Origin of the sequence: Cellulosimicrobium sp. 72-3 (assembly GCF_013127315.1) — a bacterium.
Classification (GTDB): Bacteria; Actinomycetota; Actinomycetes; order Actinomycetales; family Cellulomonadaceae; genus Cellulosimicrobium; species Cellulosimicrobium funkei.
In genome coordinates this window covers 1992619-2005633 of record NZ_CP053419.1, presented here as the reverse complement: position 1 = coordinate 2005633, position 13015 = coordinate 1992619, and the positions used below count along the sequence as shown (strand labels likewise).

14 protein-coding genes are annotated in these 13015 nt (G+C 74.2%); 1 reads left to right on the top strand and 13 read right to left on the bottom strand.

Going from position 1 to position 13015, the window contains the following annotated elements; translation table 11 throughout:
* Window positions 1-74 precede the first annotated feature (74 nt).
* The 9 genes from HKK73_RS09085 to pdxT all read right to left on the bottom strand — a co-directional run bounded on the left by HKK73_RS09085 (window position 75) and on the right by pdxT (window position 8644).
* Window positions 75-680 (bottom strand): adenine phosphoribosyltransferase, encoded by a 606-nt coding sequence (locus tag HKK73_RS09085; RefSeq protein ID WP_081895974.1) that lies wholly within the window; start codon window positions 678-680, stop codon window positions 75-77.
* Window positions 677-1795, bottom strand: a complete 1119-nt coding sequence (gene secF, locus HKK73_RS09080) for a protein translocase subunit SecF (protein WP_043651870.1) — start codon at window positions 1793-1795, stop codon at window positions 677-679. The genes HKK73_RS09085 and secF overlap by 4 nt, the downstream gene beginning before the upstream one ends.
* Window positions 1795-3795, bottom strand: a complete 2001-nt coding sequence (gene secD / locus HKK73_RS09075) for a protein translocase subunit SecD (RefSeq protein ID WP_253705865.1) — start codon at window positions 3793-3795, stop codon at window positions 1795-1797. Before secD ends, secF begins: the two co-directional genes overlap by 1 nt.
* An 81-nt stretch (window positions 3796-3876) precedes the next feature.
* Entirely contained in the window at window positions 3877-4335 is a 459-nt protein-coding gene (gene yajC, locus HKK73_RS09070) for a preprotein translocase subunit YajC (protein WP_171467845.1), read from the bottom strand.
* 188 nt (window positions 4336-4523) lie between these two features.
* A complete protein-coding gene (ruvB, locus tag HKK73_RS09065) occupies window positions 4524-5600 on the bottom strand; it encodes a Holliday junction branch migration DNA helicase RuvB (protein ID WP_061267253.1) in 1077 nt (358 codons plus the stop codon).
* 2 nt (window positions 5601-5602) lie between these two features.
* Window positions 5603-6238, bottom strand: a complete 636-nt coding sequence (gene ruvA / locus HKK73_RS09060; protein WP_171467844.1) for a Holliday junction branch migration protein RuvA — start codon at window positions 6236-6238, stop codon at window positions 5603-5605.
* A 198-nt stretch (window positions 6239-6436) separates the two neighbouring features.
* Window positions 6437-7006, bottom strand: a complete 570-nt coding sequence (ruvC, locus tag HKK73_RS09055; RefSeq protein ID WP_034654762.1) for a crossover junction endodeoxyribonuclease RuvC — start codon at window positions 7004-7006, stop codon at window positions 6437-6439.
* 207 nt (window positions 7007-7213) lie between these two features.
* Window positions 7214-7975: a YebC/PmpR family DNA-binding transcriptional regulator gene (locus HKK73_RS09050; protein ID WP_171467843.1), complete on the bottom strand. Its 762-nt coding sequence runs from the start codon at window positions 7973-7975 to the stop codon at window positions 7214-7216.
* Window positions 7976-7981: 6 nt separating this feature from the next.
* Window positions 7982-8644 carry a pyridoxal 5'-phosphate synthase glutaminase subunit PdxT gene (gene pdxT / locus HKK73_RS09045; protein ID WP_171467842.1) on the bottom strand — a complete coding sequence of 221 codons (663 nt, stop codon included), beginning with the start codon at window positions 8642-8644 and terminating at the stop codon, window positions 7982-7984.
* Between the two features lie 84 nt (window positions 8645-8728).
* Here pdxT and HKK73_RS09040 point away from each other — a divergent pair, with 84 nt between their 5' ends.
* Complete coding sequence (locus HKK73_RS09040) at window positions 8729-9400, top strand: hypothetical protein (RefSeq protein WP_171467841.1); 672 nt, start codon at window positions 8729-8731, stop codon at window positions 9398-9400.
* Between the two features lie 6 nt (window positions 9401-9406).
* Here the strand turns inward: HKK73_RS09040 and HKK73_RS09035 are convergent, their stop codons facing one another.
* The 4 genes from HKK73_RS09035 to HKK73_RS09020 all read right to left on the bottom strand — a co-directional run bounded on the left by HKK73_RS09035 (window position 9407) and on the right by HKK73_RS09020 (window position 13014).
* Window positions 9407-9970 carry an NUDIX hydrolase gene (locus HKK73_RS09035; protein WP_085388003.1) on the bottom strand — a complete coding sequence of 188 codons (564 nt, stop codon included), beginning with the start codon at window positions 9968-9970 and terminating at the stop codon, window positions 9407-9409.
* A 59-nt stretch (window positions 9971-10029) separates the two neighbouring features.
* Window positions 10030-10971 carry a pyridoxal 5'-phosphate synthase lyase subunit PdxS gene (gene pdxS / locus HKK73_RS09030; RefSeq protein WP_034652135.1) on the bottom strand — a complete coding sequence of 314 codons (942 nt, stop codon included), beginning with the start codon at window positions 10969-10971 and terminating at the stop codon, window positions 10030-10032.
* A 190-nt stretch (window positions 10972-11161) separates the two neighbouring features.
* Complete coding sequence (locus HKK73_RS09025; RefSeq protein WP_171467840.1) at window positions 11162-11812, bottom strand: hypothetical protein; 651 nt, start codon at window positions 11810-11812, stop codon at window positions 11162-11164.
* Window positions 11809-13014, bottom strand: a complete 1206-nt coding sequence (locus HKK73_RS09020) for a glycosyltransferase family 4 protein (RefSeq protein WP_171468723.1) — start codon at window positions 13012-13014, stop codon at window positions 11809-11811. Before HKK73_RS09020 ends, HKK73_RS09025 begins: the two co-directional genes overlap by 4 nt.
* Window position 13015 lies beyond the last annotated feature (1 nt).

Below are 13015 nucleotides of genomic sequence, written 5' to 3'. Positions count from 1 at the left end.
GCGCGCCTCCTTCCGCAGGGCGGCCGCCACCGGCACGATGCCGGCGACCAGCCGAGACGACCGGAGTGGCAATCCTACGACTCGACGTGGACCAGCGTGGCCACCTCGCGGCCCGCGAGCCGCTCGCGGCCTCCCAGGCCCTCGAGCTCGAGGAGGAACGCCAGGCCCACCACGACGCCTCCCCCGCGCTCGACGAGCTCGGCGCCCGCGGCCGCCGTGCCCCCGGTCGCGAGCACGTCGTCCACCACGAGAACACGCGCACCCGGGGGCAGTGTTCCCGACCGGAGCTCGATGGTCGCGGTGCCGTACTCGAGGTCGTACGTGACGGTGTCCGTGGGCGGCGGGAGCTTGCCCGCCTTGCGCAGCGGCACGAACCCGACGCCGAGGTGCGTGGCGAGCGGCGCCCCGATGAGGAACCCCCGCGCCTCCATGCCCGCGACGAGGTCGACCCCGCCCGCGGCGCGCGCGACGTCGCCGAGCGCCTCGACCACGTGGCCGAAGGCGTCGCCGTCGGCCAGCAGGCCGGTGATGTCCCGGAAGACGATCCCCGGTCCCGGGTAGTCCGGGACGGCACGGACGAGCTCGAGCACGCGCGAGGCGCGCTCCGGGCCGAGCCCGGCGAGGTGGACGGCGCGCAGGCCGCCCGCCTCGCCGGCCGGCACGTGACCGGGTGCCGTCATCGGGGACGACGGCGGCGCGGCTGCGCCTTGTTGCCCTGGTGCGCGCCCGGCTGGAGCTGGCGGTGCCCCGCCCCGACGCCGGCCGCCGCGAGCGCGGCGTCCTCCTCGTCGCCCGCGACCTCGGCCCGCTCCGCGCGCAGCGCGAGGACCTTGGCCGTGTGCTCCTGGATGGGCTTCTCCCGCTCGCGCAGCGCGACCTCGAGCGGCGTCGCGAGGTACACCGACGAGTACGCGCCGACGGCCATGCCGACGAAGAGCGCGAGCGCGATGTCGCGCAGCGTGCCCGCGCCCAGCAGGAACGCCCCGATGAAGAGGATGCCCGCGACGGGGAGCAGCGCGACGACGGACGTGTTGATCGAGCGCACGAGCGTCTGGTTGATCGCGAGGTTGGCCCGCTCGGCGTACGTGCTGCGCGTCTGGTCGAGGACGCCCGCGGTGTTCTCGCGGACCTTGTCGAAGACCACGACCGTGTCGTAGATCGAGTACGCGAGGATCGTCAGGAGGCCGATCACCGTCGCCGGCGTGATCTCCCAGCCGATCGCCGCGTAGATGCCCACCGTGACGATGAGGTCGTGGAACAGCGCGATGACCGCGGCGAGCGCCATGCGCCAGTTCCGGAAGTAGATCGTCATGACCAGGCTCACGAGGAGCAGGAAGACGACGAGGCCGACGATCGCCTTCTGGGAGACGTCCTTGCCCCAGGTGGGGCCGATGTACGAGCTCGTCACCTCCCCCTCGGACACGTCGTACGCGCTCGCGAGCTCGACGGCGACCTGCTCGACCTGCGCGTTGCTGAGCTCCGCCGTCTGCACCCGCACGGTGCTGGAGCCCACCGAGGTGACGCGCGGCACCTCCTCGGGGGCGACCGCCGCGACGGCGTCGAGCGCCGGCTGCTGCGAGGTGTCCGAGACGCCCGAGACGGTGAACTCCGACCCGCCGCGGAACTCGATGCCGAGGTTGAGCCCGTCACCGGCGATCCGGACCCCGATGATGCCGAGGGACAGGACGACCAGGACGAGCGCCACCACGAAGTAGGCGCGCCGCTTGGCGACGATGGCGTAGGACCGGCGGCCCGTGTACAGGTCGTTGCCCCACTGGGCGAAACCGCTGGCCATCAGTGCTTCTCCTCGTTCTCGTCGCCCGCCGCGTCAGCGGCCGGGGACCCCTCGTCGCCGTCCGCGGAGGCGGCGGCCCGCCGCTCGGCGGCACGGCGCTCGGCGATGGTCATGCGCGGGCCGTCGGACCGGCCGACGCCGGCACCGACCGTCTCCCGGACGGGCGCCGTGCGCTCGCGCGCCGGGGCGTCCTGCACCGGCGCGTCCTCGACGACGTCGCCGCCGTCCGCGGGTGCCGTCGAGGTCGCCCCGACGACGCGGCCGCGACCTGCGTACCGCGTGCCGCGCACCCCGAGGCGCCGCGGGTCGAGGCCCGACGCCGGGTGGCCGTTCGCGAAGAACTTGGTCCGGGCGAGGAGCTGCATGAGCGGGTGCGTGAAGAGGAACACCACGATCAGGTCGACCAGGGTGGTCAGGCCCAGCGTGAACGCGAAGCCGCGCACGCCGCCGACCGCCAGGTAGTACAGGACCACCGCGGCGACGAAGTTCACCGCGTCCGAGGCGAGGATCGTGCGGCGGGCACGCTGCCAGCCCTTCTCCACCGCGGAGTTCAGCGTCCGGCCGTCGCGCAGCTCGTCGCGGATGCGTTCGAAGTACACGATGAACGAGTCCGCGGTGATACCGATCGCGACGATGAGCCCCGCGACGCCGGCGAGCGACAGGCGGTACCCGATCGTCCACGAGAGCACCGAGATCACGCCGAACGTCACGACGGCCGCGATGCCGAGCGACGCGACGGTGACCAGGCCGAGCACGCGGTACTGGAAGAGCGAGTAGATGACGACCAGCAGCAGGCCGATCGCGCCCGCGAGCAGACCCTTCTCGAGCTGCTCGGAGCCGAGCGTCGCGGAGATCTGCTCCTGGCTCTGCACCTCGAAGGTCAGGGGCAGCGAGCCGAAGTTGAGCTGGTTCGCCAGCGTCGCCGCGCTGTCGCGCGTGAAGCTGCCCGAGATCTCGGCCTTGCCGTCGGGGATCGCGACCTGCGAGACGGGCGCCGAGATGACGAGGCCGTCGAGGACCATCGCGAACTGGTTCTGCGGCGACGGGAGCGTCGTGAGACGCGTCGTGACGTCACGGAAGGCCTTGGTGCCCTCGGAGTCGAACTCGATGTTGACGACCCACTCGTTGGTGACGACGCCGTTCTGCCCGACGCGCAGGCCGGAGCTCGCGTTCGAGATGTCGGTGCCCTCGATCTCGACCGGCCCGAGGATGTACTTGGCCGTGCCGTCGTCGGCGCACGAGACGAACGCGCTGTCGGTCGGGCCGCTGTCGCCGCCCACGAGGTTCTCGGGGAGCGTGCAGTCGAGCGCGTCGAACTGCGCCTGCAGCTCCGGCGTGATCTGCGCGAGGTCGCTCGGGTTCTCCGGGCGGGTCGTCTCCGGCGCCGGGTCCGTCGTGGCGTCCTCCGCCGGGGCGTCCGTCGCTGCGTCGGCCGCCGGGTCCGTGCCGTCCTCGGCCGCGGGGTCCGTCGCGCCGTCGGTGGCCGCGTCCGCGGACTCCGTCGCGTCCGGGGCGTCCTCGGCCGCGGCGTCGTCGCCCGCGGCCGGGTCGGTGGACTCGTCGTCGGCAGGCGTCGCCGTCGGCATGCCCACGGAGAGCACGGGGCGGAAGCGCATCTGGGCCGAGGTGCTGACGAGGTCGATGGTCTCCTGGGACGGCTGCCCCGGGATGCCGACGACGATGTTGTTACGGCCCTGGCTCGTGATCTCGGCCTCGGAGACACCCTGCGCGTCGATGCGCTGGCGGATGACGTTGATCGCCTGGTTGATGTCCTCGGCCGTCGGCTGCGAGCCGTCGGTGGTGACGGGCTCCAGGATGATCTGCGTGCCACCCTCGAGATCGAGCGCGAGGCCCGGGGTGAGGCTCGCCCCGCCCGGGTTGTCCTCGGTCTTCGGGTCGAGCTTCGTGCCCGCGAAGAGGGACCCGAAGAGGACGACGATGAGGATTCCCAGGGTGACGAGGGTCCGTACGGGCCTCGCTCGTGTGCTGCTGGTGGCCAACTGTCCGTCTCTTCTCGTGCGTGTGCGGTGGGCCTCGCGGCCCACCGCGTCAGGCCGGTCGCGGCAGCGACCGGCATAGGGTCACTTGATGTCGGTGCCGTCGTCCCGGCGTCCGCGGTCCTTCTCCGACCGGTCGTCGGTCAGACCGGAGAGGTCGTCGGGCACGACGAGGTCGTCGACGTCGCCCTTCGTGGTGGTCCCGGCGTCGGCACCGGCGCTGCCGTACTCGGCCACGCCCTCGGACGCGTCGTCCGCCGTCGTCTCCTCGGTCTCCTCGACCGGGGGCTCGACGAGCTTGGCGATCGCGGCGCGCAGCCACCGGGACTGGTTGCCCGGCGTCGACTCGATGGTGATGACGTCGGCCTCGTCGTCGACGTCGACGACCGTGCCGAACATGCCCGAGCCCGTCATCACCTCCTGCCCGGGGGCGAGGGTCGCCCGGAAGTTCTGGGCCTCGCGCTGCTGCTTGCGGGTGCGGCTGGTCATGAGGAACATCGCACCCGCCGCGAGGGCGAGGATGAGGATGAAGCTGATATCCATGACGGAGTCTCGTGTCCTGTTCTGTGCGGGATCTGCGCGCAGTCTAGGCGTGCGCGCACGGTTCACCAACGAGCCGTCTCGCCGCGGAGTTCCGCCCGCCCGGGTCCGACCATTCTAGGACCACCCGCGGAGCGCCTGTGACCGCCGTCACGGGACGCCCTCCCGGGCCCATGACCGCCGGCGTCGCCTCAGGCGTCGAAGAGCGTGCCGCCCTCGCGCGGCGGGGTGAGCCCGAGGTGCGCCCAGGCGGCCGGGGTCGCGACGCGGCCCCGCGGCGTCCGCCCGATCAGCCCCTCGCGCACGAGGTACGGCTCGGCGACGGTCTCGACCGTCTCCGCCTCCTCGCCCACCGTCACGGCGAGCGTCGTCAGGCCGACGGGACCGCCGTTGAAGCGCGTGCACAGCGCGGTGAGCACCGCGCGGTCGAGCCGGTCGAGGCCGATCGGGTCCACCTCGTAGACCTCAAGGGCCGCGCGCGCGGCCGCGAGGTCCATGGTCCCGTCGCCGCGCACCTGCGCCCAGTCGCGCACGCGCCGCAGCAGGCGGTTCGCGATGCGGGGCGTCCCCCGCGAGCGCCCCGCGATCTCGCGGGCGGCCTGGGGGTCGAGCGCGACGCCCAGCAGACCGGCCGAGCGCGTCAGCACGCGCTCGAGCTCGTCGCCCGAGTAGAAGTCCAGGTGCCCGGTGAAGCCGAACCGGTCGCGCAGCGGCGCGGGCAGGAGCCCGGCGCGCGTCGTCGCGCCGACCGCCGTGAACGGCGGCAGCGAGAGCGGGATGGCGCTCGCCCCGGCACCCTTGCCCACGACGACGTCGACGCGGAAGTCCTCCATCGCCATGTAGAGGAGCTCCTCGGCCGGTCGCGCGAGCCGGTGGATCTCGTCGATGAACAGGACCTCGCCCTCCTCGAGCGAGGACAGCACCGCCGCGAGGTCGCCGGCGTGCTGGATCGCGGGCCCGGACGTCACGCGCAGCGACGTGCCGAGCTCCGCGGCGATGATCATGGCGAGCGTCGTCTTGCCGAGCCCGGGCGGCCCCGACAGGAGCACGTGGTCGGGTGCGCTCCCCCGCGCGAGCGCGGCCTGGAGCACGAGCGACAGCTGGTCGCGCACGACGGCCTGGCCGACGAACTCCTCCAGCCGGCGCGGGCGGAGCGCGGCCTCGGCCGCACGCTCGAGGTCGTCCGCACCCGCAGCGACGATGCGCTCCGACGAGAACGTGCCGTCCCCGCCGAGGTCGTCGAGTCCCACCTGGTCGAAGGTCGCCATCGTCAGCTCCTCGGCCCGCCGAGCACCCGCAGCGCGGCACGCAGCGCGCCCGCCACGTCGGGTGCCTCGACGACGTCGACGCCCGCCTCGGCGAGCACGGTGGACACCGCGTCGTCCGCGGCCTTGAGGTTCCAGCCGAGCCCGACGAGCGCCTCGACCACCTGGTCGCGCCGGTCCTCCGGACGCGGCGCCGACGCCGAGGCGATCGATCCCGCCTCGGTGGCGTCGGCGCCCGTGGGCGGGCCGAGCTTGTCGCCGAGCTCGAGCGCGATCCGCTGCGCGCCCTTGTTGCCGATGCCCGGGACGCGCACGAGCGCGGCGATGTCGGCACCCGCGACCGCACGACGCAGGCCGTCGGGCGTGTGCACGGCGAGCATCGCGAGCGCGAGGCGCGGACCGACGCCGCTCACGGTCTGGACGGTCTCGAAGACGGCGCGCTCGTCGTCGTCGGCGAAGCCGTAGAGCGTGAACGAGTCCTCGCGCACGACGAGGCTCGTCGCGAGGCGCGCCGTCTCCCCGACGCGCAGGCCGGCGAGCGTGGCGGGCGTGGCGTGGACGAGGTAGCCCACTCCTCCGACCTCGAGCACGGCGCGGTCGAGCTGGACGCTCGCCACGACACCGCTCAGGGACGCGATCACGCAGGCTCCTCTCCCGGTCGGCAGCACCGACCTGGTCCGATGGTCCGCCGGCCCCGAGGACCGCCGTCGGGCCGCGCGCCGAGGGGCGCGTCGAACACCCGTACGACCGCGGTCACTCTAGCAAGGGCCGCCCACCCGCCGACCGACCGACACGGACCGCCGGCACCCCCACCGGCACGACCGGCGGAACCGGCGCCGCTAGCGCGGCGCGCGCCGTCCCTTCGCCGCGTGCTCGGCGGCCGCCCAGGCGCGCTGCGCGGCGGTGAGCTCGTGCCGCTCGCCGCCCTGGAGGGCGCCCGCGGGGCGCCAGAGGTGGCAGATCGCGAGCGCGAGCGCGTCGGCCGCGTCCGCGGGCTTCGGCGGCTCCGCGAGGCCGAGGATCCCCGCGACCATGCGCTGGACCTGCTCCTTGCCGGCGCGTCCGCTCCCCGTGACCGCGGCCTTGACCTCCGACGGCGTGTGCAGCGCGACGGGGACGCCCCGCTTCGCCGCCCCGACCATCGCGATGCCCGCGGCCTGCGCGGTGCCCATGACCGTCCCGACGTTGTGCTGCGCGAACACGCGCTCGACCGCCACGACGTCGGGCACGTGCTCGTCGAACCACGCGTCCAGCCGCTCCGCGATCCGCAGCAGCCGCAGGTCCACGCTCAGCTCCGGGTCCGTCCGGATCACCCCGACCGCGACGAGCTCGGCCCGCCGCCCCCGCGCGGAGTCCACCACCCCGACACCGCACCGGGTCAGCCCAGGATCCACTCCGAGAACGCGCACCCCTCGACCCTTTCACGTGAACGGCACGGACCGGCCGTGCCACGCGGTCCGGCGACGGACCAGCCAGCGGTGGGGCCGGGAGGTCGGTGCGCGGTCGTGGCGGGCCTGGCGGGAGCGGCGCGAGGCACGAGCGCCGCGGATGGTAGACCGCGCACCGACCTCCCGGCCGCGCCGCGACCCGACCATCAGGACGCGAGCTCCGCCGGATCAGTCGTCGTTATCGAGCTCCGCCATGACCTCGTCCGACGCGTCGAAGTTGGCGTAGACGTTCTGCACGTCGTCGCTGTCCTCGAGCGCGTCGATGAGGCGCAGGATCTTGCGCGCGCCCTCGGCGTCGACCTCGACCTCCATCGACGGGTGCCAGATCGAGTCGGCGGAGTCGTACTCGATCCCCGCCTCCTGGATCGCGCTGCGCACGGCGACGAGGTCGCTCGCCTCGGACAGCACCTCGATGACGTCGCCGGAGTCGGTGACCTCCTCGGCCCCCGCCTCGAGCGCGGCGAGCATGACGTCGTCCTCGGTCACGCCCTCGGCCTTCGGCACGACGACGAGGCCCTTGCGCGCGAAGAGGTAGGACACGGAGCCCGGGTCGGCGAGGTTGCCGCCGTTGCGGCTGAACGCGAGGCGGACCTCGGAGGCCGCACGGTTCTTGTTGTCGGTGAGGCACTCGACCAGGACGGCGATGCCGTTGGGGCCGTAGCCCTCGTACATGATCGTCTGGTAGTCGACGGCGTCGGCGCCGGTGCCCGAGCCGCGCTTGACGGCGCGGTCGATGTTGTCGTTGGGGACCGACGACTTCTTCGCCTTCTGGATGGCGTCGAACAGCGTCGGGTTGCCCGCGGGGTCACCGCCGCCCGTGCGCGCCGCGACCTCGATGTTCTTGATGAGCTTCGCGAAGAGCTTGCCGCGCTTGGCGTCGATGGCCGCCTTCTTGTGCTTGGTCGTGGCCCACTTGGAGTGCCCTGACATGCGTTCCTACCCCTTCGCGATTCTGACGAACAGCTCGTGCACGCGCGCGTCCCCGGAGATCTCCGGGTGGAACGAGGTGGCGAGCAGCGATCCCTGCTGGACTGCGACGATCCTACCGGCGGCGGCCGCGGGGATGCCGGGTGCGCCGTGCTCGGGGATCCGGGCGAGCACCTCGACCCCGGGCCCGGTCTCCTCGACCCAGGGCGCCCGGATGAACACGGCGTGCACCGCGTCCCCGTCCTGGCCCGGTCTCGGTGCGCCGTCGCGCCCGTCGTCCGCCGGCGCCAGACCCGCGAACGCGAGGTCGGTCTCGAACGAGTCGACCTGGCGGCCGAACGCGTTGCGGCGGACCGTCACGTCGAGCCCGCCGATGGTGCGCTGGTCGGCGGTGCCGCCCAGGATGCGGTCGGCGAGCAGGATCATGCCGGCGCACGAGCCGTAGACGGGCAGGCCCTCGGCGATGCGCGCGCGCAGCGGCTCGTCGAGCTCGAAGATGCGCAGGAGCTTGTCGATGGTCGTCGACTCGCCGCCCGGGAGCACGAGCCCGTCGACCCCGGCGAGCTCCTCGGGGCGGCGGACGCCGACCGTGCGGGCGCCCGCGGCCTCGAGCGCGGCGCGGTGCTCGCGCACGTCGCCCTGGAGGGCCAGGACACCGATCGTGATCGTCACGAAGGGGAATGATACGTCGGCGGCCCCCGCCGCCCGTCCCGCGGCGGGCCTCCGGCCGCGCCCACGGTTGCTAGCCTCGCCGTCGTGACCTACCCGCCCTCCCCTGGCCAGCCCTATCCCGCGCCCGGTCCGGCGCCGTACCCCGGGGCGGCGCCGCGGCCCCCGCGCAGCACGCGCGGCGCCACGACGATGATCGTGGTCGGCGCCGTCGTGCTCGTGCTCGCGCTCGTGGCGGGGGTCCTCGGCGTCACGACGTTCGTCCGGGCGCTGCCGACCGGCGTGATCGACGGCGCGGGCCGGCCCGGGTCGGCGGCGCTCGCGTCGGGCGACGTGCCGGGCGAGGCGGAGCTCGAGGTCACGGGCGGCCAGCCGTACAGCATCTGGGCGGTGGGCCGCGCGGGGTCCTCGGCCGGCGCGGGCCTCGACGTCGAGGACGTGACCGTGACCTGCGCCGACGGCGACCTCACCGTGAGCGCTCCGTCGGTGTCCGGCAGCTCCGGCCTGGGCTCCTCCCAGGCGACGACGGTGGCCGAGGTGACGTCGCCGGCGTCCGGGACGTGCACGGTGACCGTCGCGCAGGGCGCAGCGCCCGCGGGCACGACGTTCGTCGTCACCGAGGGCTGGCGCTTCGGCACGTTCTTCGCGACGCTCGGCGGCACGATCGTGCTGTGGTTCGTCGCGATCGGCGGCGGGCTGCTGGGCGCGGGGCTGCTCGTCGGCGGGATCGTGTGGCGGGTGATCGCCCGCCGGGCGTAGCGCCGGTCAGTCCGCGCGCGCCGTGCCGAGGTGCCGCGTCACGCCGTCCCACCCGCGCAGCAGCGGTGCGACGAGGTCGGGCAGCCCCTCGGGGAACACCTCGATCTGGACGCCGCGCAGGTCGTCGAGCGTCCACCAGCGCATCTCGTCGACGACGTCGAGCTCGACGTCGGTCCACCCGGCGCGGCTGAGCCCGCCGTCGCGGTCCGCCCCGGTGACGCGCGCGAGGAACAGCACCTCGTCCTGGCGGCAGTGCTGCCGGTAGAAGTCGAAGATCGCGCTGCGCGTGTACACCGGGCCGACGAGCGCGCCCGGGTCGAGGCGCAGGCCCGTCTCCTCGTGGACCTCGCGCAGCGCGGCGTCGACGTCGCTCTCGCCCGGGTCCACTCCCCCGCCGATCGTGAACCACCACGAACGCTCGGGCTGGTCGACGTCGTGCCCGCGCGCCAGGAGGATGCGATCGGCGTCGTCGAGGAGCAGCACGCGCGCGCCGCGACGGAAGTACAGGCCGTCGTCCCCGAGCACCCAGTCGGGGCCCAGGGACGACGGCGCTCCGGCGGCCTCGGCCACGACGGCTCAGCCGTCCGTCGTCGGCACGACGACGGACGGCTGCGACGCGCGGCGGTCGGTCACCAGCCGCGCTCGGCCAGACGGTGCGGGACGGGGATGTCGTCGACGTTGATGCCGACCATCGCCTCGCCGAGACCGCGCGAGACCTTGGCGATCACGTCGGGGTCGTCGTAGAACGTCGTCGCCTTGACGATGGCGGCCGCGCGCTGGGCGGGGTTGCCGGACTTGAAGATGCCCGATCCCACGAACACGCCCTCGGCGCCGAGCTGCATCATCATCGCGGCGTCGGCCGGGGTCGCGATCCCGCCGGCCGTGAACATGACGACCGGGAGCTTGCCGGTCGCGGCGACCTCCTTGACGAGCTCGTACGGCGCCTGGAGCTCCTTCGCGGCGACGAACAGCTCGTCCTCGGGGAGCGACGTGAGGCGGCGGATCTCCCCGCGGATGGTGCGCATGTGCGTGGTCGCGTTGGAGACGTCGCCCGTGCCGGCCTCGCCCTTGGAGCGGATCATCGCGGCGCCCTCGGTGATGCGGCGCAGCGCCTCGCCGAGGTTGGTCGCCCCGCACACGAACGGGACGGTGAACTGCCACTTGTCGATGTGGTTGGCGTAGTCCGCGGGCGTGAGGACCTCGGACTCGTCGACGTAGTCCACGCCGAGCGACTGGAGCACCTGCGCCTCGACGAAGTGGCCGATGCGCGCCTTGGCCATCACGGGGATGGAGACGGCCTCGATGATCCCGTCGATCATGTCCGGGTCGGACATGCGCGAGACGCCGCCCTGGGCGCGGATGTCGGCGGGCACGCGCTCGAGGGCCATGACCGCGACCGCCCCGGCGTCCTCGGCGATCTTCGCCTGCTCGGGCGTGACGACGTCCATGATGACGCCGCCCTTGAGCATCTCCGCCATCCCCCGCTTGACCTTCGCGGTGCCGACCGCGCCGGCACCCTCCGTGGTCGCGGCGCCCGGGGCGCTCTCGGCAGGGACGTTCTGGTCGGCCACGTTGGTCACCGGTACCTCACACCTTCAGGTCAGGGGAACGTCGCGCGCTCGCGCGCGGACGCCGTCGAACAGGCTCGACGGCACATGCTCCCACGCGCTCCCATCCTATCGCCGGGACGTCCACGGCCTCGGCGCCCGGACCGGCCGGGAGGGGGCCGCCGAGCCCGGTACCGCACGCGAGAGCCGACCCTCAGTCGGCCGTGGCCGCGGAGGCGACCGGCCGCACGAGGACGTCCGGCGCGGCGTCGTCGAGCTCGACCGTGACGGGCATCGGCGCGTGGCCCGCCAGGTGGAACAGGCGCACCCACCACTTGCTGCGCACGCGCAGCGCCTGCGCGACGGCCTCGTTGTGGAAGCGGCGCGCGAGCTGGGCGCGGTACCACGCGGCGGACAGCGTCGCGAGCAGCTCGTCGCCCGCCGGGACCGACCGCACCTCGGCGAGGTCGTCGGCGTCCTCCAGCGCGGAGCGCAGGGTCGCGGTGAGGTCGCTCTCGGCGAGCGCGCGCGACTCCGCCATGCCGCCCAGGAGACGCCGGGGCCGGGGGCCGTCCGGCGGCACGAGGCCGGGCACCTGCTCACGGAGCCGGCGCGCGTCGGCGTCGTCGTCGAGGACGGCGTGCGCGGCCTCGGCGACGAGGACGGAGCTCGCGGGGTCGAGCTCGCCGGACGCCGCGAGGTCCACGGCGGCCGACGCGCGGCGCACGAGCTGGGCGTCCAGCGCCAGCCGCGACGCCATGACCTTGCGGTGGAGGCGGTCGAGCCGCGACGCGGCGACCCACAGCAGCCACGCGGCCAGGGCCGCGACGACGAGGACGAGGACGGCGGTCTCGGACCAGGTCACGGGCGACCCACCTCCTCCTCGCGGACGCGGCCCAGCAGCCGCCCGCCGCGACGCGAGCGCGGGTCCTCGTGCACGGGGATGACCGCCTCGGACGCCGCGAGCACCATGTCGTACACCGCGGAGACCTGGTCGGTCACCGCGGACCAGTCGAACCGCCGCACGAACTCGGCCGCGCGCGCCCGGTGCGCCGCGCGGGCGTCGGGGTCCGCGAGGACGTCGACCACCGCGCGGGCCAGCGCCGCGGGGTCGCCGACGGGGAACAGCACGCCCGCGGCGCCGTCGTCGAGCACCCGGCGGAACGCGCCGAGGTCGCTCGCGACGACGCACGCCCCGGCGCTCATCGCCTCCACGAGGACGATCCCGAAGCTCTCGCCCCCGGTCTGCGGGGCGATGTAGAGGTCCACCGACGCGAGCAGGCTCGCCTTGTCCTCGTCGCTCACGCCCCCGAGGAACTCGACGGACGACGCGTGCGCGCCGAGCGCCTCGATCGCGGCGTCCCGGCCGTCGTCGCCGCGCCCGGCGACGAGGAACCGCGCGCCGGGGAGCTGCTCGAGGATCCGCGGGATCGCGGCCGTCAGGACGGGCAGGCCCTTGCGCGGCTCGTCGAGGCGCCCGAGGAACGCGACCGTCGGCGCCTCGGGCGTGCCCTGCCAGGCCGGGCTCGGCACGGCGTCGGCGAACGTGTCGACGTACACGCCGTTGGGGATGACGACGGCGTCGCCGCCCAGGTGGTCCACCAGCGTGCGCCGCGCGTCCTCCGAGACCGCGATGCGCGCGTCGATCTTCTCCAGGCTCTGCCGCACGAGCGGGTAGGCGACCTGGAGCGCGCGCGAGCGTACGAGCGACGTGTGGAACGTCGCGACGATCGGGCCCTGCGCGATCCAGAGCGCGAGCATGCTCAGCGAGGGCGTGACGGGCTCGTGCAGGTGCAGCACGTCGAACCGTCCGGCGTCGAGCCAGCGGCGCACGCGACCCGCCGTGCGCGGGCCGAACGTGAGCCGCGCGACGGAGCCGTTGTAGCGCACCGGCACCGCGCCGCCGGCGGAGGTGAGGTAGTCCGGGACGGGCGTGTCGTCGTCGGCCGGGGCGAGCACCGAGACCTCGTGGCCCCGCGCCATGAGCGCCTCGGCGAGGTCGCGGACGTGGAACTGCACGCCGCCGGGGGCGTCGAACGAGTAGGGGCACACGATGCCCACGCGCAGG

Bases quoted from the DNA above. Each gene is read 5' to 3' on its own strand.
- ruvB (WP_061267253.1), bottom strand. From the start codon at position 5,600: ATGGCGACCTTCGACCAGGTGGGACTCGACGACCTCGGCGGGGACGGC.
- HKK73_RS09085 (WP_081895974.1), bottom strand. From the start codon at position 680: ATGACGGCACCCGGTCACGTGCCGGCCGGCGAGGCGGGCGGCCTGCGC.
- HKK73_RS09050 (WP_171467843.1), bottom strand. From the start codon at position 7,975: ATGTCAGGGCACTCCAAGTGGGCCACGACCAAGCACAAGAAGGCGGCC.
- secF (WP_043651870.1), bottom strand. From the start codon at position 1,795: ATGGCCAGCGGTTTCGCCCAGTGGGGCAACGACCTGTACACGGGCCGC.
- yajC (WP_171467845.1), bottom strand. From the start codon at position 4,335: ATGGATATCAGCTTCATCCTCATCCTCGCCCTCGCGGCGGGTGCGATG.